At 54.6% G+C, this 22,387-nt stretch carries 22 protein-coding genes and 1 riboswitch; of the genes, 19 read left to right on the forward strand and 3 right to left on the reverse strand.

From position 1 onward, the window contains the following. Window positions 1-145 precede the first annotated feature (145 nt). A riboswitch (cyclic di-GMP riboswitch) is annotated at window positions 146-244 on the forward strand. A gap of 129 nt (window positions 245-373) precedes the next feature. The 6 genes from QMO62_RS22110 (at window position 374) to QMO62_RS22135 (ending at window position 8,124) form a co-directional block, all read left to right on the forward strand. Next, entirely contained in the window at window positions 374-1,318 is a 945-nt protein-coding gene (locus QMO62_RS22110; protein ID WP_284644319.1) for a C40 family peptidase, read from the forward strand. Window positions 1,319-1,484: 166 nt separating this feature from the next. Next, window positions 1,485-4,106 (forward strand): bifunctional acetaldehyde-CoA/alcohol dehydrogenase, encoded by a 2,622-nt coding sequence (gene adhE, locus QMO62_RS22115; RefSeq protein ID WP_284644321.1) that lies wholly within the window; start codon window positions 1,485-1,487, stop codon window positions 4,104-4,106. Between the two features lie 635 nt (window positions 4,107-4,741). Continuing rightward, window positions 4,742-4,867 (forward strand): hypothetical protein, encoded by a 126-nt coding sequence (locus QMO62_RS22120; protein WP_284644323.1) that lies wholly within the window; start codon window positions 4,742-4,744, stop codon window positions 4,865-4,867. Window positions 4,868-5,034: 167 nt separating this feature from the next. Then, complete coding sequence (locus tag QMO62_RS22125) at window positions 5,035-6,210, forward strand: GNAT family N-acetyltransferase (protein ID WP_284644325.1); 1,176 nt, start codon at window positions 5,035-5,037, stop codon at window positions 6,208-6,210. A 92-nt stretch (window positions 6,211-6,302) separates the two neighbouring features. Then, the gene (locus tag QMO62_RS22130; RefSeq protein ID WP_284644327.1) at window positions 6,303-7,007 is read left to right on the forward strand and encodes a class I SAM-dependent methyltransferase; all 705 of its coding nucleotides are present in this window, start codon (window positions 6,303-6,305) and stop codon (window positions 7,005-7,007) included. A gap of 31 nt (window positions 7,008-7,038) precedes the next feature. After that, window positions 7,039-8,124: a Gfo/Idh/MocA family protein gene (locus QMO62_RS22135; RefSeq protein ID WP_284644329.1), complete on the forward strand. Its 1,086-nt coding sequence runs from the start codon at window positions 7,039-7,041 to the stop codon at window positions 8,122-8,124. On the opposite strand, the gene QMO62_RS22140 is transcribed toward QMO62_RS22135, so the two are convergent. Further along, entirely contained in the window at window positions 8,114-8,593 is a 480-nt protein-coding gene (locus QMO62_RS22140) for a hypothetical protein (RefSeq protein WP_284644331.1), read from the reverse strand. The two genes, QMO62_RS22135 and QMO62_RS22140, sit on opposite strands and share 11 nt — an antisense overlap. 226 nt (window positions 8,594-8,819) lie before the next feature. Between QMO62_RS22140 and QMO62_RS22145 the strand changes: the two genes are divergently transcribed. The 8 genes from QMO62_RS22145 to QMO62_RS22180 all read left to right on the forward strand — a co-directional run bounded on the left by QMO62_RS22145 (window position 8,820) and on the right by QMO62_RS22180 (window position 14,043). Beyond that, complete coding sequence (locus tag QMO62_RS22145; RefSeq protein ID WP_284644333.1) at window positions 8,820-9,116, forward strand: LiaF transmembrane domain-containing protein; 297 nt, start codon at window positions 8,820-8,822, stop codon at window positions 9,114-9,116. Between the two features lie 57 nt (window positions 9,117-9,173). Next, window positions 9,174-9,854, forward strand: coding sequence for a PspA/IM30 family protein (locus QMO62_RS22150; RefSeq protein WP_284644335.1), 681 nt, complete (start codon window positions 9,174-9,176; stop codon window positions 9,852-9,854). After that, window positions 9,851-10,393, forward strand: coding sequence for a PspC domain-containing protein (locus QMO62_RS22155; RefSeq protein ID WP_284644336.1), 543 nt, complete (start codon window positions 9,851-9,853; stop codon window positions 10,391-10,393). Before QMO62_RS22150 ends, QMO62_RS22155 begins: the two co-directional genes overlap by 4 nt. A 2-nt stretch (window positions 10,394-10,395) precedes the next feature. Continuing rightward, on the forward strand, window positions 10,396-11,085 hold the full coding sequence (locus QMO62_RS22160) for a PspA/IM30 family protein (RefSeq protein ID WP_284644338.1): 690 nt from the start codon (window positions 10,396-10,398) through the stop codon (window positions 11,083-11,085). 137 nt (window positions 11,086-11,222) lie between these two features. Continuing rightward, window positions 11,223-11,870 (forward strand): cell wall-active antibiotics response protein LiaF, encoded by a 648-nt coding sequence (gene liaF, locus QMO62_RS22165; RefSeq protein WP_284644339.1) that lies wholly within the window; start codon window positions 11,223-11,225, stop codon window positions 11,868-11,870. 23 nt (window positions 11,871-11,893) lie between these two features. Continuing rightward, on the forward strand, window positions 11,894-12,976 hold the full coding sequence (locus QMO62_RS22170; protein WP_284644340.1) for a sensor histidine kinase: 1,083 nt from the start codon (window positions 11,894-11,896) through the stop codon (window positions 12,974-12,976). Continuing rightward, window positions 12,951-13,604 carry a response regulator gene (locus QMO62_RS22175; protein ID WP_284644341.1) on the forward strand — a complete coding sequence of 218 codons (654 nt, stop codon included), beginning with the start codon at window positions 12,951-12,953 and terminating at the stop codon, window positions 13,602-13,604. Before QMO62_RS22170 ends, QMO62_RS22175 begins: the two co-directional genes overlap by 26 nt. 160 nt (window positions 13,605-13,764) lie before the next feature. Beyond that, window positions 13,765-14,043 carry a hypothetical protein gene (locus QMO62_RS22180; protein ID WP_284644343.1) on the forward strand — a complete coding sequence of 93 codons (279 nt, stop codon included), beginning with the start codon at window positions 13,765-13,767 and terminating at the stop codon, window positions 14,041-14,043. 323 nt (window positions 14,044-14,366) lie between these two features. On the opposite strand, the gene fliD is transcribed toward QMO62_RS22180, so the two are convergent. After that, complete coding sequence (fliD, locus tag QMO62_RS22185) at window positions 14,367-15,659, reverse strand: flagellar filament capping protein FliD (protein ID WP_284644346.1); 1,293 nt, start codon at window positions 15,657-15,659, stop codon at window positions 14,367-14,369. Between the two features lie 309 nt (window positions 15,660-15,968). Here fliD and QMO62_RS22190 point away from each other — a divergent pair, with 309 nt between their 5' ends. Continuing rightward, on the forward strand, window positions 15,969-16,412 hold the full coding sequence (locus QMO62_RS22190) for a GNAT family N-acetyltransferase (RefSeq protein ID WP_284644348.1): 444 nt from the start codon (window positions 15,969-15,971) through the stop codon (window positions 16,410-16,412). Between the two features lie 68 nt (window positions 16,413-16,480). Here the strand turns inward: QMO62_RS22190 and QMO62_RS22195 are convergent, their stop codons facing one another. After that, a complete protein-coding gene (locus QMO62_RS22195; RefSeq protein ID WP_284644350.1) occupies window positions 16,481-16,819 on the reverse strand; it encodes a hypothetical protein in 339 nt (112 codons plus the stop codon). A gap of 182 nt (window positions 16,820-17,001) precedes the next feature. On the opposite strand from QMO62_RS22195, the gene QMO62_RS22200 reads away from it, so the two are divergent. From QMO62_RS22200 to QMO62_RS22215, 4 genes are all read left to right on the forward strand, one after another. Continuing rightward, window positions 17,002-17,772: a YwmB family TATA-box binding protein gene (locus tag QMO62_RS22200; protein ID WP_284644351.1), complete on the forward strand. Its 771-nt coding sequence runs from the start codon at window positions 17,002-17,004 to the stop codon at window positions 17,770-17,772. A gap of 173 nt (window positions 17,773-17,945) precedes the next feature. Further along, window positions 17,946-19,466, forward strand: coding sequence for a glucose-6-phosphate dehydrogenase (zwf, locus tag QMO62_RS22205; protein WP_284644353.1), 1,521 nt, complete (start codon window positions 17,946-17,948; stop codon window positions 19,464-19,466). 138 nt (window positions 19,467-19,604) lie between these two features. Beyond that, complete coding sequence (locus QMO62_RS22210) at window positions 19,605-20,663, forward strand: metallophosphoesterase family protein (protein ID WP_284644355.1); 1,059 nt, start codon at window positions 19,605-19,607, stop codon at window positions 20,661-20,663. Between the two features lie 19 nt (window positions 20,664-20,682). Then, window positions 20,683-22,266 carry a peptide chain release factor 3 gene (locus tag QMO62_RS22215; RefSeq protein WP_284644357.1) on the forward strand — a complete coding sequence of 528 codons (1,584 nt, stop codon included), beginning with the start codon at window positions 20,683-20,685 and terminating at the stop codon, window positions 22,264-22,266. Window positions 22,267-22,387 lie beyond the last annotated feature (121 nt).

Consider the following 22,387-nt stretch of genomic DNA (forward strand, 5'->3'; position numbering starts at 1 on the left):
TCCTTATAAGCTCCTTACAAAAATTAACATGCGCACAATAGGCAATAAAACTTAAATATTCCATGGAAAAAAATACGCATTTGGACACATGCCGGAAAAATAATGTCGAATTATACTCAGAGTATGCAAAGCATTTCCACTTTCCGTCCCGAAAAGGCAAACCTGATGAAAATCAGCGGCGCAAAGCTATAGGGGCTACGAAGAACGCCGGTTTCGGTGTTCTTCTTGCCAGCCAGCTGTCGAACGATCGAAGGAAAGAGGACCTCCGCAAGACGTCTGCGCGCGGCGTTCAGCGGAAGATTCTTTTTTTTACATCGTTCCCTAGGCAACTCCGGATCGGGTAGGACATTCTAACAACTCGGGGGAATTAACGATGAAAAAAATGTGGATCGCCGGCTTAGCCATGCTTATGATGTGTATGCTTCTGGTTCCGATGCAGGCGGCGAAGGCCGCTGAGACCGTTACCAAGCTTAAGGCGACGAAAAGCGTCAGCTTCCGGGACAAGCCGTCCACCTCAAGCAATGTCATGCGCTACCTCAAAGCCGGCGAAGTGGTAACGGCCTTGCAGATGGTCAATCCCAATTGGTATCAAATTCAGGATGCTCAAGGATTGACAGGGTACGTCAGCTCCAGCGGCACTTACATTGATGTTTTATCGAATGCGGAAGTGATCGCCAAAGTGAATTTCCGTACGCAGCCTTCGACTTCGTCTTCGATTATCCGCTCCTTGCCGGTGGGGGAGGGTCTGTATGTCATCGAGAAGGTGAATGCTTCCTGGTACCGGGCGGAGGATGCCTCTGGAGTGAGCGGCTACGTAAGCACAGGTTCGCAATATCTGGCAACGGATTTCTCCGTAACCGGTGTGATCCTGCCTATGGCGGAGCGGGTGGATAGCATTATCAATTCCGGTACGGCTTACTTGGGTACTCCTTATGAATTCGGCTCTACCCGGTGGGAGGATTCCACCTTCGATTGCTCTGATTTCATGCAGACGATCTTCTGGCTCGGCGCAAGAACGGTGCTCCCGAGTGATTCTCAGGCACAGGCGGACTATGTGAGGGGCAAGGGCAACCAGGTAAACGATTGGAGCCAGCTGAAGCGCGGCGACCTGATGTTCTTCATGTCCTACAAAGGTTCCAGTGCTTCGGATTACCAAGGGATTAACAAGTCAACGGAGCCGGTTACGCACGTAGGCATTTATCTCGGGGACGGTCAAATGCTGCACACGTATTCGGTCGCTTCGGGCGGCGTACGCATCGATTCGATTAGCGGAACCCAGTGGAACAACCGGTTTTTGTACGGCGGTTCGGCGTATTGATTCGAGAAAGGTACATAGGATGTGAGAAGGATCACCTGAGGGTGGTCCTTTTCTTTTTTGTGCAGGAAAAAAATAGTTACGGTGTGAGCAACTTCATAGTTCTTTCCTTGTGAAAAAAGTAACATAGTGATCAGGAAGGATCATTTCTATAGAGGAGTGGATGGAGATGGCAGTAAACAAAGCGCGGCAGGAGACGGAAAGGGCGGAGAACGTGTCCGTCCAGCAGCAGGTAGACCGGCTTGTGGAACGGGCCAAGGCGGCACAGCAGGAGTATATGAGCCTGGATCAAGACGCGATCGACCGCATTGTGCAGCAGATGGCGCTCGCCGGGCTGGACCGGCACATGGCGCTTGCGAAGCTGGCGATAGAGGAGACGGGACGCGGGGTATACGAGGATAAGATTACGAAAAATATTTTTGCGACGGAGTATATTTATCACAGTATCAAGTATGCCAAAACGGTCGGCGTTATCGAGGAAAACCCGTATGAGAACTTTAGTGTCGTAGCGGAGCCGGTTGGTGTCATTGCAGGGGTGACGCCGGTGACGAACCCGACTTCAACTACGATGTTCAAGTCACTGATTGCTGTCAAAACGAGAAACCCGATCGTATTCGCGTTTCATCCGTCGGCGCAAAAGTGCTCCGTGGCGGCTGCCGCCGTTGTTAGGGATGCGGCTGTAAAAGCCGGCGCGCCGGAGGATTGCATCCAATGGATCGAGACGCCCTCCGTCGAGGCGACACAGCTGCTGATGAACCATAAGGATGTTGCGTTGGTTCTGGCCACGGGGGGATCCTCGATGGTGAAATCCGCCTACAGCACCGGCAAGCCGGCACTGGGAGTCGGTCCGGGCAATGTGCCTTGCTTCATCGAAAAGTCGGCCGATCTGAAGCAGGTGGTAACGGATTTGATTCTGTCGAAGACGTTTGATAACGGTATGATTTGCGCATCGGAGCAAGCGGTCATTCTCGAGGAGCCGATTTACGAAGCGGCGAAGCGCCTGATGAAGGAAATGGGCTGTTACTTCTTGTCCAAGGAAGAGACGGAGCTCGTATCCAGGCTTGTCATTCATCCGGAAAAATGTGCCGTCAACGCCGTTATCGTAGGGCAGCCGGCGGTCAAGATAGCTGAGATGGCGGGTGTAACGGTGCCTTCGGACACGAAGATCCTTGTTGCCGAGCTTACGGGGGTCGGCGCTGCGCATCCGCTGTCCGCCGAGAAGCTGAGTCCCGTATTGGCGTGTTATAAGGTGAAGCATGCGGAGCAAGGCATCCAGCGGGCTGCCGAGGTGGTGGCGTACGGCGGGATGGGACACTCCTCGGTCATTCATTCGAACAATAAGACGGTCATCGAGCAGTTTGCCTCCGTGCTCAAGACCGGGCGTGTCATTGTCAATTCACCTTCTACGCACGGGGCGATCGGGGATATTTATAATACGAACCTTCCTTCGCTAACGCTTGGCTGCGGCTCCTACGGTCATAACTCCACTACGGCGAACGTAACGGCCGTGCATCTGCTCAATCTGAAGCGGGTCGCTTACCGGACGGTGAATATGCAGTGGTTTAAGGTACCGCCGAAGGTGTATTTCGAGAAGGGCTCGACCCAGTACCTGGAGAAGATGCCTGACATCACTCGGGTGATGATCGTTACGGATGCCGCCATGGTAAAGCTCGGGTACGTGGAGCGGGTGGAGCACTATTTGCGGAAGCGGAGTAAACCGGTGTTGATAGAGGTATTCTCTGAGGTAGAACCCGATCCGTCGGTAGAAACGGTGGAGCGGGGCACCGCGATGATGGCGGCCTTCCAGCCGGACTGTATCATCGCCTTAGGCGGAGGGTCTCCAATGGACGCAGCGAAGGCTATGTGGCTGTTCTACGAATACCCGGACACCAGCTTTCATTCATTGAAGCAGAAGTTCATGGACATCCGCAAGCGTGTCTATAAGTATCCTCGTTTGGGGCGCCGGGCCAAGTTCGTGGCGATTCCGACGACATCCGGTACGGGCTCGGAGGTAACCTCGTTCGCGGTCATCACGGATAAGAAGGTCGGACACACCAAGTATCCTTTGGCCGATTACGAGCTGACGCCGGATGTGGCGATTATCGATCCCGAGTACGTGTACAGCTTGCCGAAGACGGCTGTAGCGGATACGGGGATGGACGTGCTGACTCACGCAATTGAGGCTTATGTATCCGTCATGGCGAACGATTACACGGATGGGCTTGCTCTGAAGGCAGTCCAGCTGGTGTTCAAGTATTTGGAGGCTTCTTTTGCCACAGGCGACCCGCTTGCTCGAGAGAAGATGCATAACGCTTCCACGATAGCGGGGATGGCTTTCGCCAATGCGTTCCTCGGCATTAACCACAGTCTTGCGCATAAGTGGGGCGGGGAATTCCACACCGCGCATGGCCGCACGAATGCGATTCTGATGCCGCACGTCATTCGGTATAATGCCCGGAAGCCGACGAAGTTCGCCTCGTTCCCGAAATACGACCATTTCGTGGCGGATGAGCGGTATGCAGAGATTGCGCGCTTCCTGGGTCTGCCTGCGAAGACGACCGAGGAGGGCGTAAATAGCTTGATTGAAGCGATTCGGGAGCTGAACCGTAAGCTCGGCATTCCGGAGAAGTTCGCCGATCTCGGCATTGATCCTGCTGTGTTCGAGAAGCGGGTGGAGGAGCTGGCGGATCGTGCGTTCGAGGATCAATGCACGACCGCAAACCCAAGGATGCCTCTTGTCACGGAGCTGGCTGAGGTGTATCGCAAGGCGTTTTATGGAAGGTTTGAGTAGATACACGCTACCAATTGGGTTATACTGGTAAATAGAGACGAGGAACGTCCTGTTCTGCTTCTGGTTTTGGAGGAGCGGCGGCAGGGCGTTCTTTTCATTTTACAAAGGGAGGTTGATTTGGAGAAAAGACAGGGGGAACGTCGCAGCAGATTGGAGCGAGGGCATCGGCATGGAGAGGTGATGTTCTTGCGACATGTGTGGTGGCCTATGGTGGGGAGATAACTGCAATAACTCCTAGCTATAAACCGTTTATGATCGTTGTCAGCAAAGCGGAAAGAGTTGAAATAATGGCACTTCTGCCATTGCGGACTACGAAAGGTCCGAAATTCCGCTAGTAGTGGCAAAAATGCGATTAATCGCCCCAGCTTCCTGGTTGTAAGGCGGGAAGGGGCCCAATAATGGCACATTTGCCATTGCAGCGCTACGAAAGGCCCGAAATTCCGCCGGTAGTTGCAAAAATGCGATTAATCGCCTCAGCTTCCTGGTTGGAAAGTGGGAAGAGGCAAAATAATAGCACTTCTGCCATTCCGTGCAACGAAGGTGCAGTAGCGGCAGTTCCAAGAGTAAATCAAGCGAAACGGGGTGGAACGGCGAAAATTACATGCAGGAAATGCAGGTAACGCCGCAGGGGGGCTTTGGGACCGATCGCCTCCTCCATCTCCGAATCATGGAATTTCTCATGGAATTGGGTTACAATGGCAGCAGACAAGACAACGCTGGTCATAAACACGTGCGAGCTGCTGCTGCTTGCGTCGGAGTAAGCGCTATCGCCGGTTTGGGTGGGGATCGATTTATTTCACCTTCGAGCCCAAAGAGTATAGCGGGATGGCGAGCACACTGGGGCCGGATGCACAAGAGTAGCAGCCCTGGAGCAAGGCGGTGCTCGCGGCGGCTTGAAGAGTTAATCTAAAGGGAGCGGAGAAACGCGATGGAGATGAACATACGCCAGTTAACGTCAGAGGAATTGCCGGATAGCTTAGCGCTGTCGGAATTTGCTTTTCAAATGGAGTTTACACCGGAGCAGCGTGAACGGAGACTGGCTACGGCAAAGCCCGAGCAGATCTGGGGGAGCTTCCTGGGTGACCAGTTGGCGGCAAAGCTGCACCTGCTGGAGCTGCAGACCTGGATCCAAGGAAAGGTCTATGCGATGGGCGGAGTAGCCGGCGTCGCGAGCTGGCCGGAGCATCGAAGAGGGGGACTCGTCTCGGGGCTGCTGGACAATGCACTCAAGGTAATGAAGGAGAAGGGCCAGACGGTTTCGTTCCTGCACCCGTTTCAGTTTGCCTTCTACCGCAAGTTCGGATGGGAAACCTACTGCGAGTACAAGAAATACGAAATCGAAACGGAGCTGCTGCCCAAGCTGGCTCCCCAACCGGGCCGGATTGAGCGGGTAGACGGTCAGATCGAGCTGCTGAATCGTATTTATGATGCATACGCCTCCCGTTATAACGGCACGCTGGTACGTGATGAAGAGTGGTGGAGGGATCGGGTCCTGGCGAAAAAAGGAACAACCGCCGTCTACTATGATCCGTCGGGTCAGCCGACGGGCTATGTGTACTACCATGTGAAGGATAAGGTATGCACCGTCCACGAGCTTGTCAGCCTTCATCATGGAGCTCGGCTGGCGTTGTGGAGATTCCTCGGCAATCACGATTCGATGATTACGAAGCTTGTTGTGCAGGCGCCGGCGGGCGACCAACTGGCTTTCCTTCTGGATAATCCGAGGGTGAAGCAGGAGGTGGTGCCGTATTTTATGGCGCGAATCGTGGATGTGCAAGGCTTCGTTGAACGGTACCCGTTCCAATCCGGCGTGGAATATGTGCTGGCGCTTCGGGTGACCGATCATCAGGCGGATTGGAATGACGGCTACTTCAAGCTGGAGGTGGACGAATCGGGTACGGCGACCATCGTGAAGCTGGAGGAGGCGCCGAAGGGCGTGCCGCTCCTCATGACGGACATCCCCACTCTATCGGCTATGCTGATGGGGTACCAGCGTCCGAGATTTTTGCAGGAAATCGGCAGGGTCCAGGCTGAAGATGAGGCCATTGAGGCTTGGGAGCAGCTGATTCCGGTACGCCAAACGTATTTACCTGACTTTTTCTAATAATAAGGGATCCTGCTGTTACAAGGCTTGTGACGGCGGGGTCTTTTTCTGCAGGGATCAAAAGGAGCGAGGTGTTCCCTCTGGGGAAGATAATGGACGCTAGAATCGCACGTATTCGTGAAGAGGAACGGAAGTACCATGAGGCTTGTTATGCGAGGCATGCTTTATTTGAAGCGGGCTCGTGGCTGCAAAAGCCTGTACGCACCGTGTTGGAGACGTTTCGGGCGTTCGATGCCTACGAGGAAGTAACGGTACTCGATCTGGGCTGTGGGGTAGGGCGTAACAGCATTCCTCTGGCGCAGGCATTGAAGGGACGGGGCGGCCGGGTGGTTGGGGTGGACATCATGGATACGGCTCTGGCGAAGCTGGAGGAATACGGCACATACTATGGTGTACGAGATTATATCGAGACGTGCGAGTCCGATATAGGAAGCTTCGAGATCCCGGAGCAGAGCTACGACTATATTGTAGCGGTTTCCGCATTAGAGCATGTAGAATCGGAGCGGATATGGCGGCAGGTGCTGGAGCGTATGCGAAGCGGAGTCCGGGAGAGTGGAATCGTCTGCATCATCATGAGCACGAACATCAGAGAAACAGACGCCGGTACGGGGGAAACGCTGGAGACGTTGATGGAGCTCAACCTGAGGACGGAACAGGCCGTAAAGAACCTGGAGGCGGTGTTTACAGGCTGGAGCCTGCTGTATTCTACGGTCAAGCCGCTTCGGTTCGATATTGAACGGGGAGAGCGAAAGGTGATCCTGTCCTCCGATTGCTTAAGCTTTGTAGTGCGGAAGTAACATCCAATACACAACGAAAAGAGCGATAACTATGGGAAAACCTGCAGCATTCAGTATCCTTGGCGGTGCTGGCTTTCGGGCGCAATACTATCTTCGAATCGCGCAGGCACTTCCGGACAGGTTTCAGGTCAGAGGTATGGTCGTTCGGGACGAAGCCAAGGGCAAGGCACTGGAGCAGCAGTGGAAGGTGAACACTTACCGAACGCTGGAGGAATTATTAAGCAAGGAGCGGCCCGATTTTGTGGTGGAATCCGTAAGTCTCTCTGCCCGCGGGGAGTATTTGCTTCAGCTGTCGAACCTCGGTATCCCCGTGCTCGCGGAAACGCCGCCTGCTGCCGATTTGCAAGGCTTAACGACACTTTACGAAAAGCTGATAAGCATGCGGGCCCGTGTCCAGGTTGCCGAGCAGTATCATCTGCACCCGGTCAATCAGGCCCGGGCTGCCGTCATCAAGCAAGGGCGGCTCGGAAGCATTACGGAAGCCACCGTATCCGTATCGCATTTCTACCATGGCGTCAGCTTGATTCGAAGAATGCTGGGGATCGGATTCGAGGAGGCGGCTATTCGGGGGATGAGATTTCATACCGAATGGATGGCCGGACCTAACCGCAGCGGTCCCCCGAAGGAGGAGAAGCGGATTCCGGCGCAGAGAGACCTGGCTTGGCTCGATTTTGGCGATAAGCTGGGGATTTACGATTTTACCAAGGATCAGCACCGGTCCTGGATTCGCTCCAACCACTTGTCCGTAAGAGGGGAGCGGGGAGAAATTTTCGATAACCGCCTTACTGTGATGAAGGATTACCGGACGCCGCTGCATCTGGATATGAAGCGGATCAACAAGGGCGAATTGGAAAATCAAGAAGGCTATTTCCTTCAAGGCTATATGGCCGGGGAGCAATGGGCTTATGAAAATCCGTTCGCGCCTGCAAGACTGTATGACGATGAGCTCGCGATTGCCCATTGCTTGGAAAAAATGGCTGATTATGCGGCAGGCGGCCCCGAATTTTATAGTCTCTCCGAGGCTTCGCACGACCAGTACTTGGGGTTGCTGATCGAACAGGCGATCCAAACGGGAGAAACCGTAAGGTCAGTACCCCAGCCATGGACTACCGAGTAAACTCCTTTTCCAGCCCATATCGAATAAGAAACGGCTCCAGCACGGAGCGGTTACATTCAAATGCATACGTACGGCCCTCTTCGCTGAAAGCCAGCAGAAGGGGGCTTTCTTCTTGTACGGACTTAGCCGGAATGAGCGCATAGAGCTCACGGCAGCGAAGGCTGACCCCGGGGACCGGCGTTACGGTCAGACTCGGCTGAAGCGGGATGCGGATCACGATGCCGCTCTTCGTCCCGATCTCAAAGCAAGGGGATACGCCCCTCACGTCTTGGAGCCAGCGTGCCGCCGCTTCGCGAATCTCAGGCGTCATGCCGAGCCGCGACACGACGCGCTCCTCCTGTACATCAAACACTTGCACGAGGTCAGGCTCGGAGGTCATTACAGGCAGGGCAGGGAACGCTCGGCCGGTCCCGGCAGCGAAGCAGAATAGGCTTAACCCCATAAGCAGAGTACATAAGGAACGTCTCACTCCGTCATGTCTCCTTTTCGAGTCTACGTAGTTATAGCGTAGTCTGTCTTCGTGCGGAGATTTTATCCAAGGAGGGTCCAGGAGTAGTCTTGCCTTCAGTCGGAGGGGGTACTGGACTTTGGTCCAGTATCAAAAACCGCCGCAGGTCCGTTTTGGAAAGCCGCCCAAAACCCTAGAATAAAGACATAAGCAAACGACATCACAACGAAAGGCGGTGAGTACACAAATGAAACTAACTCGAAACAGCGGATTGGCACTTCTGCTTATCTTCTTCGGCTCGTTGATCATTCTAAACAAAATCGGCGTGCATACGGGGCACCTGATGGGCTGGCTGTTCCCGGCTGCGATGGTCGGCCTCGGCTATCTCGGAATCAAGAACGGACGCACGGCGATCGGTTGGATTCTGATGGGCCTCGGCGGGATCATCCTGCTGGGCAAGCTATCCGGGTTCTTCGCCATCCTGATCGCGATCGGGTTGATCGTTTACGGGATTTCGATGCTTCGCGGCAAGTCGTGGGTATAACGTAGCCCCAAGGTTGCAAACAGATAGATCACTAATTTGGAAAAGGTGGTAGAAGGAATGAGCTTAGGGAAACGATTCCGTGATCTGACGGTAGCTTCTTTCAATGAGATGCTGGAAAACTCGGAGGACCCGGTACGGCTGATCGACAAGTACCTCGCCTCCCAGTCCGAGCAAATTCGCGAGTCGGAGCGGCTCTTGCAGCAGTGTTTGTCCCATGCGGCATCGCTTCGCCAGCAGTACACGTCGGCGGAGCAGCTCAAAGCGCGCCGCGAGCAGCAAGCCCTGCTGGCCTTGAAGGCCGGCGAGGATGAAGTGGCACGCCTTGCTTTGCAAGAAAAGCTACAACAGGAAGAGAAGGCTGGACAGTATAAGGCGCTGTACGAGCAAAGCAAGCTCGGCATCGTGGAGCTGGAGGAGCAAATCCAGCAGCTGAAGGCCGATTTCGATGAGATTGCCTCGAAGCGTACTTATTATATTGCAAGATTGGAGTCCGTAAGACTGCAGCAGCGCATGAACGAGCGGCTTCGTCAAGTGGGCGGAGTGCCGTCGCCAAGATTGTTCGATCGGCTGGAGGAGCGCGTAAGCGACATGGAAATTACGGCACGCACGCTCCGCGAAGTGCGGGGGCAAGTGCGCGACGCCTGGACAACAGCCAGTACGGCAGCGTCCAGCGCGCTCGAGCAGGAAATGTCGAAGCTGCGGCAAAAGCTGGAGAAGGAGGGCTGGATGCGGCCATGACCAAATTGTACCGATCCCGCGTCGACCGCAAGCTGACCGGCTTGTGCGGCGGATTAGCGGAAGTCATGAACATCGATTCTACTTTGCTTCGTGTCATTGTGGTGGGTGCTACGATTTTATCCAGCGGAGCGGTCATCCCGTTCTACCTGCTGACGGCGCTGGTAGTGCCCAAGGAGCCTTGGAACGGCATCGGCGCCGGTCCTTATGGCTCGGCCTATGGCGGCGGACCTGCCGGACCCGGCGGTCCCGGCTTCGGGCATCAGTGGGGCCAGCATTTCGGCAGCTGGAAAGAGTGGAGGAAGGCGGAAAGATACTACCGCAAAGCACAGCGCTGCGGCTGGACGCCTCCTCATGAAGCAAGCTACGCCGGGGCGGCTTCGCAAGCTCCGCAGCAAGATACCGTGGAACAGAGCCATCTGGATGAAATGATGAAGGATATTGAGAAGAAGGCCATGTGGAAAGAGATCGAAGAGCTGCGCGCTAAAGTAGCGCAATATGAAAAACAAAACCAATCCAACCAAACTAAAGGAGATGTGTAAACATGGGTGTTTTTTCAAGAATTAAGGATATGACGAAGGCTTCGCTGCACGAGCTGCTGGATAAGGTGGAAGATCCGATTGTGATGCTGAACCAATACCTTCGCGATATGGAAGAGGAAATTGCGCAAGCGGAGGTTACGGTAGCACGCCAGATCGCCAATGAGCGCAAGCTGAAGCAGCGCCTGGAAGAAACGATCCGCCTGATCGCTCAGCGGGAAGAGCAGGCGAAGGAAGCGCTCAAGAACGGCGACGAGGCCGCAACGCGCCAGCTGCTGGAGCAGAAGCTGTATTACGAGGGCAAAATCAGCGAGTATACCGACATGCACGAGCAGTCCAAAGTGCAAGCGGCGGAGCTTGTTCAGCAGCTGCATGAGATGAAGGATGCCTACTACCAAATGCGCAACAAGCGCAGCGAGCTCGTGTCCCGTGCCCAGCTGGCGAAGGCGAAGAAGCAAATGGCGGAAGTGACGGCGAACAATGTGATCGAAGGCGGCCAAGCGGTGAAAGGCTTCCGCCGCATGGAAGAGAAGATCATGGCGCTTGAGGTGGAAGCGGAAATCGCTCGTACTCCATACACCGGCAGTGCTTATGCAGGCTACGGCGGCGCATCCACGGTTGATACAGCTAAACAGCAGCGGATCGACGATCAGCTGGCGCAGCTGAAAGAGAAGCTGTCGGCTGAACAAGCGTAAGCGGCTTTCATGAAAAATACACTTTGAGCCTGTCAATCAAGTATGATATGCTATGAAAGGCCATAGAGGGCATGATTTCCAGCCGCTATGGCTTTTTGTACCACTACCTGAGAACCGACAAAAGGGGGGCGACACGGATGAAACACAGCAACCGCAACATTGCGCTGATCTTGATCGGGGCCGGCTTGTTCCTGCTGCTCGACAATCACTTCAGCTTCTTTACCGTCGTTGCCCTCTTTCTTTTATTGATAGGCGTTCACAAAATACGCTCGGGAGCTACACGCAAGGGCTACATCATGATGGCGATCGCGCTGCTGCTTCTGGTAGGCGGCAACCTGCCGCTTATCATCGCGGTGGTGCTGATCTCCCTCGGCTTTTTCTATGTGAGATCAAGGCAGATCCAGAGAGATGAGCAGCATGTGCAGAAGCAAAGCCTCATTGAAAGCATCCGTTGGGGCCGCGATCCCTGGATTCTGCGTAACATGTCCATCTGGAACGTGCTCGGTGAGCTGCAGATGGATTTGACCTATGCGATCCCTGAGCAGAAGGAAACGACGATCGTCCTGCAGGGCGTTATCGCAGATATTGATCTGATCGTGCCTGAGGACATTGGCATATCGGTCACAGCTTCGGTGTTGTTTGGGCAGGCGCATATCGGCACCCATAAGGAAGCGGGCATACTCAACAAGGTCGTATGGCAGTCGCCGAATTATTATTCCGCGGACCGTCAAGTGAAACTTATGATTTCGTACGTCGTAGCAGATATAGATATCAAAATCGTGTAAATCTCAAGTGGAGGCGTAAGTCGATGGGCGGCCACGGGCAGGAGAAACGTCTGACCAACATGATATGGCGAAGTATGGCGGAGTCGATTGGGCTCAGCCTTGTTTTGTTTGCCGTCGTGGTGTACTTTCTCAGCTCGAACGGGTATATGGTTCCCTTCGCGTCGTGGCAGGAGGGGGTTCGGCTTAGCTTGACCCTGATTACCATGGTCGTGATCATCGGCGGAATTTACGGGCTTTGGACGAGCAGCCGGACGAAGCGGCGGCTGGAGCTGCTGAGGGAAGTAATGCTGTCTCTGGAAAAAGGGAACCTCAGCCGCTCCGTCCCGCCTCTCGGAGAGGACGAAATCGGACGCCTCGGAGAGCAGCTCAACTCCATTACGAAAAAATGGGAGGAGCAGGTCAGTTCGCTCCAGCGTCTGTCGAGCAATAATGCGCAGCTCGCCCAGAAGGCGAAGTACTCCGCGATCGTGGAGGAGCGGCAGAGGCTGGCCAGAGAGCTGCATGATGCGGTGAGCCAGCAGCTGTTCGCGATCTCGATGACGGCAACGGCGGTGGGCCGTACGTTCGAGAAGGATCTGGACAAGGCGCAGCGGCAAATTCATCTGATAGAGGAGATGGCCTCCGTCGCTCAGTCTGAGATGCGCGCGCTGCTGCTGCACCTGCGCCCTGTGCATCTAGAAGGGAAGCGGCTGTCAGAGGGATTGCTTGAGCTGCTCCAGGAGCTGTCGGCGAAGGTGCCGATGGAGATCTCCTCGGAGATCGAGGAGGACATTCGGCTGCCGAAGGGGATCGAGGATCACCTGTTCCGGATCGTGCAGGAGGCGATGTCGAATGCGCTTCGCCATTCGAAGGCGACGAAGCTGGAGGTTCGTCTGAACCAGCCGTCGGCCGACGCGCTGCGCCTGCTTATACGGGACAACGGGGTCGGCTTCAATCTGGACGACAAGAAGCATTCGTCGTATGGCATCGTGACGATGAAGGAGCGGGTGAACGAAATCGGGGGCTCCTTGAATTTGATTACAGCCCCTGGCAAAGGCACCCGGATTGATATACGAGTTCCGATTATGGCGGAAGGAGGGCATGAGAGTGGAAGAGACGACGATTAAGGTGCTGCTGGTGGATGATCATGAGATGGTGCGGATCGGGCTCGCGGCCGTTCTGAGTACAGAGGACGAAATTGAGGTGGTCGGCGAGGCCAGCAGCGGACAAGAGGGGATCCGGCTGGCGCTGGAATACAAGCCGGATGTCGTGCTGATGGATCTGGTCATGGAGGGCATGGACGGCATCGAGACGACACGCCGGCTGCTCCAGCAGCATCCGGACTGCAAGGTCATCGTGCTGACCAGCTTCATCGACGATGAGAAGATTTATCCGGTCATTGAAGCGGGAGCATTCAGCTACCTGCTGAAGACGTCGCGTGCCGCGGAAATCGCGCAGGCGATACGTTCCGCCGTGAAGGGCCAGTCGGTACTGGAATCGCAGGTGGCTTCCAAGCTCATGAATCGATTCCGCCAGCCGAAGGCGGCGGTACAGCCGCATGAGGAGCTGACCGAGCGCGAGATGGAGGTGCTTCGTCTGATCGCCTCAGGGAAGTCCAACCAGGATGTGGCTGACGAGCTCTTCATCGGAGTGAAGACGGTCAAATTCCATGTAACGAATATACTGGCTAAGCTGGGCGTGGAGGATCGGACGCAGGCTGCCATCTATGCTTTTAAACATGGTCTTGTCGAGTAAGATGTGACCAATTGATGAACAAATCGCCGGAGTTTCAACTTTGGCGGTTTTTTTTATTAACAAAGTGAAAGTTTTGCAGGGGTACTACCGTCTATATAGATAAAGGATGTATGTTTGACACGACGAGGAAGGGGCTGACGTCCGTATGTCCGCACTGCAAGTGAAAAGAGAACGTGCCGAATTCGGAGAGGAACTCTTGCCGGATCAGAAAGCGGATGTCCTTAGAGTGCATGAAGCATACTGCTATCAGGTTGCCTATTATGTGCTGCAGGATGCATCGGGAGCCCAGCAGGCCGCCAAGTTCGCGCTTATCGAGCTGTTCCGTCGGGAATGCTTCTTCCTGCTGAACGAATCCGGGCAGCAGAAAGAAGTTAAATCTGCGGCAATCCGTTGCTCGCTTCAGATACGGAAGGAACGGCTGGCTGGCACCTCACGCTAATTTGTTGAGAGGACCGAATTCTGCAATTCAGCACAATTGGAGAGAGCTGTAAGGGACTTGAGCAGGGATTTCTGCAAAAGCGCAGCTTTGGAATCCGTAAACCATCGAATCGTAGCCAATAGGCACGTTGAAAGCTGCGTTTTAGCACAATTCCTTAATGGAAACGGATCTAGCCGTCGAAAAGTTGCATAAAAGCACAAATTCAAGTCGGAGTCCTCTGGGGGAAGCCTCTGCTTGGCTGCGAGTGCCTATCCGACAAGTAAAATAAACATCCCGGGTCCATCCTTCCTTTCGGGCAAAAAAGGATGGATCCGGGATGTTCTCTAAAAATGATGATTCATCAGTGTCCCCGTCCACGGCACCGGCAAATACCGCTGGAGCGGCGGGGCATACATCGGGTTATACTGGTAGTTCGTCAAGGATGTGTATGGTGACGTATGCACGTTGAGTAACGCGAAGGAGGGGGCGCCCGTCAGCTTATCGGCGAGCTTGCTTAGCTGTGAGGGAAGACCGCTTGCGCCGATGAGTTCCTGCCGAATGGCGTCGTAGTCTTCCTCCAAACGCCGCTGCAGCCCAGATGCGCCCAGGTCCAGCCTAAGCGATCCGTCACTGCGCTTGTCGATCCCGAGGAGCTCTAGGCTCCGCTCGGGCAAAGCCCGTTCCATGGCGCGAGTGACGGCAGGGCTTAGTAAGGCACCTGCTTCCTCAGCAGCGGCTGCAAGCCCGTTATAGGCCTCGACAAGCTTTGCGATCTGCTTCACTACGGCATCGTTGTCCGGCGTCACCTGCAGAGTTACGGGGCCCTCCGTCGCCTTGGTCCAGAAAGCCGTAACTTGTTCGCCGCCGAGCCTGACGCTGTTCGAATCCGACGAAACCGCCGGGCCGCCGTTGACCCGGAAGCGTGCATTCTCCGCTTCTCGTTCCACGTTAGCAAGGCCGGTCGCATCAACCGCATTGCCCGTCTCGTCCTTCAAGGAGAACGCATGCCCCTTGCCCGTATCATCCGCCGTGAGTTCCAGTCTTACCGTGCTGTTCGTCGTATCCCGCGCGAGGATAGCGGTCACGCCCATGTCGGCCGCGTTAATGACCCGGCGAATTTTCCCAAGGGCCTGCTCATTCGTTTCTCCGCTCCAGAAGTCCACTCGAAACGTCTTAGTCGTAGCCCCGGCCGTCAGGGAAAAGCGATGGCTTCCCGCCTCTACAGAGGACGGAGCCAGCCGTGACAGCGCGGCCCCTGTATTCTTCTGCGAAACGGCCGCTTGATCAACCTGCAGAGTGAACGATTGCAGCTCCGCATGATCCTTCGCCTGCGCGGCCACCGCATGGGAATTGCCGGTCACCTTGCGCCGGTCGAGGGCGGAGGCTCCTGTAGTTGAACGCACATCGTCCGACGCCAGCTTCAGGCTGTGCGCCGATTTCAGCAGGGAGGCTAGGCTTTGGGCCGACGTCTCGGCATACCTCTCATATGCATAACGATAAAAAGGAGCGTTCGCCGGGGGAAGATTAGGGTTTAAAAAGGCGTATTTTTCCTGCCTCTTGTCCCGTTCGAGATCCATCAAATACCAAAGAGACGTTGTCTGATACGTTCGGGTAACCTTGGGAACCGATGTATCCATACGAATCACCTCATTCCGTTCTCATCATCTTAATTTCATTATAACCGAGCCCCGATTTACCGTAAATTGGTTTGTGAAACGTTCTTGACACTTCACACAAGGCTGAGATATGATGATTTATCAACCTATCATAAGGAACGTGTAGGCATGAACTGGATTCAAATCATCGTCATTGCAGCCGTGATTATAGCTTGCGTATTATTTATGGCGTTCGTCGGAAAGAAATATCTGAAATAGCCTATAACCGTTGCCGCGAGCTCAACATAAAATGGATTATTCCATTATGTGGGGCGGACGGAGGCGGTACCGATGCTGCGCAAACGCATCCCAAGACAGGACGACGGAACGATCTTTCATTTGGTCAATCGGCTGCTCGTGCCTTTTGCCAGAGAGGCCAGGCCGAACTTGAGCTTCACGCTAAGCACGCTGAGAAATCGGCTGAAGCACTGCAGCACGTATGTACAAACAGCACCGAGCAGAGCCGTGATCGGCTTCATCTCTTTGAGATCGGGACGGGACATCTTGCTCGTAGATATGCTGGCCGTCGATCCGAGATATCAAGGCAGAGGCATCGGCGGCACACTGTTGAAGCAAGCCGAGCGGGTGGCACTGCGCTCCGGCAGCCGCAGCGTCGGGTTATGGGTCGATGAAAGCAACCGGAAGGCCCAGAGCTTTTACCAAGCCAAAGGATTTTCGGCGGTTCAGTATGAGCCGCGGATTCGCTGTTATTTTCTCATTAAAGATATAAGGTAATGAAAAACCAAGGCATGCGAGAGCTCAGAAAGAGTCTCCGCTTCAGCCTTGGTTTTTTGATATTTCCCTTAAATTAAGACAAAGAGCAGCGCGATCAAGGCAATATCGAGGACGATTCTTCCTCCCGGGTAAAAAGGTGGATACGGATAGGGAGCGAATGGATAGGCCGAGGTCGCGGCATCTACGGGAGCCGTTTTTTTGCCTTTTTTCCCCTTGATGACGGCCTTGCCTTTCTTCTTGTTCTTCGTCGTAACGGCGACACTCGGGTCTTCGTTCAGAATCAGCTGATCGTTCTCAAGTCGACTTAGAACCCCGAACACTTCCCCGCCGTCCTTCAAATAAATGAGTACCGGCTTCCCGTAATGCTCCTTGCAGCTGGCTTCGCAAATCGGATGAATCGGCTTCACGTCCAACACACCTCCATGGCATCTATACATAGGCAATGTATGCGCGAATGTCTCTGTCGTCATAGACGGATGCCCGGGTGAATCCGCCCATTTCTCAGGGTTTGGTATATTTTCTATCGAATCAGGATATGCTTTTGATAGATGATAGTTACTAGATTCGGAAAGCGGAGGGAACGATGACGATGAGAACACGGACAAGTTGGATGCTTGGTTTGTTGGCTGCAGCGATCTTACTGGCAAGCGCATGGACGGTGCAGGCCCAGGGAATGCTTACTAGCGGCGCCTATCAGGATGCGGAAATGCTGACTGAGCAAGCGGTCCAAGCCTACGACAAAGAAACTCCGGTTCGTGTTGTGCTCAAGGCATCGGGCCCTTACCGCAGCTATACGGAGAAGGCGAAGCTGCTTGGCTACGGTCAGGAGCTGGGCGGTTTGCTCGGCATGCCGAAGGAGGAGTATGAGCTGCGCGAGCAGCAGGGGGAAACGGTATACCGTCAGGAGCTGGAGACGGCGGACGGCTGTACAAAAACGCTGTTGCTTACTTGGTGGGAGGATGCTCAAACCTTCGTCATTGTGAAAAAGGAATGTACGATCACCGCAGCCGAGCTGAGCAAGCTGCCGGTCTGGCAGCAAGAGCTTGAGCACGAGCTGCAGACGAAAGCACAATGGCAGCCCGTATGGAATGTGATGGTTCAGGGCGAGCTGAGCAGGCAGCTGCAGCGGGCGGAAGCGGAGGATGTATTGGGCCGGATCGCAGCCCCGCTCGCCGCGGTAGAAGCGGAACGTTATGAAGATCGCGGAACGGTTAGCGTCAGCTATACCTCCTCCAAGCTGAAGCACTCGGTGAAGAGCGGAAAGAAGGAGATCCACCTGCAGGTCGGCCTCCATACCGATTCCAAAGACGGCTCCAAGAGACTTACTCTAGGCACACCGATGATTACAACAGAATATTAATCCGATGTTATAGCAATCATCCTGCCGTAATTCATTAGATTTATCAAAATGATAAGTCTTATGAGTTGAATCTCCGGCAGGTTTTCGTTATGCTAATAATGTCGACACGAACAGGAATGTTTTGCCACTTGCGTATACAAAACAAAATTTATGATAGAAAGAATGAGGAGACTATGACGACTGCCGTATTTTTGATATTTGGAGCTACGGGGGATCTGGCCCGACGTAAGCTGTTCCCGGCTTTCTATGCGCTATACCGCGAGAGGAAGCTTGGAGACCGCTTTGCCGTGGTCGGCGTTGCAAGACGTCCCCGTACGAACGAGCAATTCCGCCAAGACCTGCTGGAATCCATCCAAGAATTTGCCCGCTATAATGTGACGCAGGACGAGCATTGGGACTCCTTCGCGGATCATTTTGAATACATGTCGCTCGACATCAATAACATTGACGGCTTCCGCCAATTGAACGAGCTGACGAACCGTTTGGACACCAAGTTTACGGTAGGCGGCAATCGCCTGTTCTACTTGGCGCTGGCGCCGGAGCTGTTCGGCAATGTGTCGCACAATCTGCAGGCCGGCGGGCTGCTCGAATCCGAGGGCTGGCACCGTCTGGTGATTGAGAAGCCGTTCGGCTACGATCTGCCGTCGGCTGAGAAGCTGAATTCCGAGATTCGACAAGTATTCAACGAAGATGAGATTTATCGGATCGACCATTATTTGGGTAAGGAAATGGTTCAAAATATCAGCGTGGTCCGCTTCGCCAACGCTTTCTTCGAGCCGCTCTGGAACAACCGGTATATCTCCAATATTCAGATTACGCTTAGCGAAACGGTAGGTGTAGAGGAGCGCGGCGGTTATTATGACCATTCGGGAGCCCTTAGGGATATGGGCCAGAACCATATGCTGCAGATGCTGGCGATCATGGCCATGGAGCCGCCGAGCCGCTTGCACCCCGAAGACATCCGCGACGAGAAGGTGAAGGTGTTCCGCTCGCTGCGCGGCTTCAATTCCGCGGCGGAGGTTCGCGCGAATACGGTTCGCGGCCAATATGTAAGCGGGACAAGCAAGGGCAAGCAGGTAGCGGGCTACCGGGAAGAGGACAAGGTCAATCCGGAGTCGACGACGGAAACGTATTTCGCCGCCAGAGTATTCGTGGATAATTTCCGCTGGGCCGGGGTGCCGTTCTACATCCGTACGGGCAAGAGGCTCCCGGTGAAGACGACCGAGGTCGTTGTGGAGTTTAAGAATGTGCCGAACAACGTTTATCTGTCCAAAAAGCACAAGCTGGAGCCGAACCTGCTCGTCTTCCGGGTCAACCCGATGGAAGGCATTTACTTCAAGATGAATGCCAAGGAGCCGGGCTCCGACGGAAGCATCCTTCCGATCGCCATGGATTTCTGCCAAAGCTGCCAGGTGGGCTTGAACACCCCTGAGGCTTACGAGCGCCTGCTGTATGACGCCGCCCGCGGGGATTCGACGTACTTCACCCGTTGGGATGAGGTGGCGCTGGCCTGGAAATACGTGGACAAGATCGCCGCCGCGTGGGGCGAGCGCACGGAGGATCTTCAGCAGTACTCCGCGGGTACATGGGGACCTGAGCGTGCTCAGCAGCTGGTGGCGGAGGACGGCTTCCGCTGGTGGCCGGTCAACGGACAGGATGAGGGCGAGGTTGTATGGGGCTTGGTTCAGCGCTAAGCCGCTTGATTTGGGTGGAAAAATCTGAGGGCTGCATAAGCCCTCTTTTTATTGCCGGAAAAAGTGCACTCTTGGGGGGAACGTTATATAATAGAGGGTAGCACGTCGTCAAGGAAGTCAGACTAGGAGTGGGATTAGGTGACAAGACGAGCTTTTATAGGTTGGTTACTAGGTTTGCTGGTATTGATCGGTGCCTCGGGTACCGGATTGTATCGGCTGCTGCAGAAGTCTATCGAGACGCAGCAGGCCGGAGGGACTGCCCCTGTGGCCCCGAAGACGGAGCCGACGCCTGCCCCCGCCGCACCCGCTGCTGCGGATCCGAATGCGCCGCTGTTCTCTTATTTTATCTTAAGCGATCTTCATATTTCGAGAGATGACCCGAATACGATTACGCATATGAAAGAAACGCTGGAGGACATTACAAAGTTCGACGGACCGGTAGAAGCGGTTGTCATGACGGGGGATCTGACGGAATACGGCCGGGAGTCCGACTACAAGGAGCTGCAAAAGCTGCTCGAGGGCTATAAGCTGCCGCCGCTCTATGCCAATATGGGGAACCACGATTATTACGATATCTGGATCGATAAGAACGGCGGGTTCAACAAGGATACGATGCCGAACAGCAAGACCGACTGGCAGTCGCGCGAGCGGTTCATGAAATTTTTCGGGCTGAAGAATGTGTACCATGACGCAACGGTCAATGGTTATCAGCTGATCCTGCTGTCCCAGGAGGCGTACGTTCAGGAAAAACCGGAGGTCGGCGAGGGCGCGTGGTACTCGAACGACCAGCTGGAGTGGTTGAAGGGTCGCCTGGCCCAGCAGAAGGACCGCAAGCCGGTGTTTATCATGACCCATCAGCCGCTGCCGCCAAAAGGCAAAGACGGGGGGAGCCATTCGGTCCTCCCTGCGATCAAGCTGCGCGAAATTTTGAAGCCGTACCCGAATGTGTTCGTGTTCTGCGGCCATCGCCATCAGGATTTCCAGAACGGGGTCGAGCATTACGAGAAGGAAACGTTCCATTATTTCCATAATTCGTCGGTAGGGCGCGTGCTGAACCGCAGCTACCAGAATGCCTCCAAGGAAAAATCACAAGGGCTTTACGTACAGGTATATAAGGATCGAGTGACGCTTCGCGGGCGGGATTTCCCAACCCGGACATGGCTTAAGGAAGCGGATTGGACCGTGAAATTAACTTAAGGAAGGATCAACCACAATCATGAGTACAGGCTTATCAGATCAACTGAAGGATGAAGTGTTAAAACGCCGCACGTTCGCGATCATTTCTCACCCGGACGCCGGGAAAACGACGCTGACGGAGAAGCTGCTCCTGTTCGGAGGCGCGATTCGCGAAGCGGGTACGGTCAAGGGCCGCAAGGCCAATAAGCATGCGACGAGCGACTGGATGGAGATCGAGAAGCAAAGAGGGATCTCGGTTACTTCTTCCGTTATGCAGTTCGATTATGAAGGACATAAGGTCAACATTCTGGATACTCCCGGTCACCAGGACTTCTCCGAGGATACGTACCGGACGCTCACTGCGGCAGACAGCGCCGTAATGCTGATCGACTCGGCCAAAGGGGTCGAGGCCCAGACGAAGAAGCTGTTCCAGGTGTGCCGCAAGCGGGGCATTCCGATTTTTACGTTCATTAACAAGCTCGACCGGGAAGGGCAAAATCCGTTCGACCTGCTCGAGGAGCTGGAGAACGTGCTGGGCATTCGCTCGTACCCGATGAATTGGCCGATCGGCATGGGCAAGCAGTTGTGCGGAGTCTATGACCGCAAGAAAACACAGCTGGAGCTGTTCCAGGGCGAAGACCACCGGGAGATCAAGGTGAGGAAGGTCAGCGGTTATGACGATCCGGTTGTGCAAGAGGTAGCCGGTGAATTTTTCTATGACCAGCTGAAGCAGGATCTGGAGCTGCTCGATGTAGCAGGCGATGAGTTCGACTACGAGAAGGTGGCTCGGGGAGAGCTGACACCGGTATTCTTCGGCTCGGCCATCAACAACTTCGGCGTGCAGACGTTCTTGGAGAACTTCCTGCAGCTGGCGCCCGCACCGACGCCGCGTAAGACCAACTCAGGCGTGGTAGAGCCGTTAGATGAGAAGTTCTCAGGGTATATTTTCAAAATTCAAGCGAATATGAACCCGGCTCACCGCGACCGCATCGCCTTCCTGCGCATCTGCTCGGGCAAGTTCGAGCGCGGCATGTCCGTGAAGCACGTTCGAGTGGGCAAGGATATTAAGCTTGCTCAGCCGCAGCAATTTTTGGCTCAGGATCGGGATATTGTGGCCGAGGCGTATCCGGGGGATATCATCGGATTGTTCGATCCGGGAATTTTCAACATTGGCGATACGCTCTGTCAAGGCGCTTCGATGGAATTTGACGAGTTGCCGACGTTCTCGCCGGAGCTGTTCTCGAAGGTCACGGTGAAGAACGCGCTGAAGCATAAGCAGTTCCAGAAGGGTGTGGACCAGCTGACGGAGGAGGGCACGATTCAGGTGTTCAAGACGATCGGCTTCGAGGATCTGATTCTCGGTGTCGTCGGTCAGCTCCAGTTCGAGGTATTCGAGTACCGGATGAAGGCGGAGTATGGAGTCGAGGTGCAGCTGTCGCGCATGACCTACCAGTTCGCCCGTTGGATTGTCGACGAAAAGCTGGATACTTCGAAATTCCGCATCAATTCGCAGCTGGTTACGGATAAGAAGGGGAACTTCGTTGCGCTCTTCGAGAACGAATATGCGCTGCGGACGGCGATGGAAAAATGTCCTGACGCTAAGTTTTTGGAAACAGCCCCGTAAGGCGGAAGTAAGAGGTCAAGCTCATCACAGCATGCTTAGGCATGGCGGTGGGCTTGGCTTTTTTGTTTAATCGGATGCAGGATGGGATGAGCTCGTGAAATGGGCGGATATCCTATAACCA

Source organism: Paenibacillus silviterrae (genome assembly GCF_030167925.1).
GTDB lineage: Bacteria > Bacillota > Bacilli > Paenibacillales > NBRC-103111 > Paenibacillus_G > Paenibacillus_G silviterrae.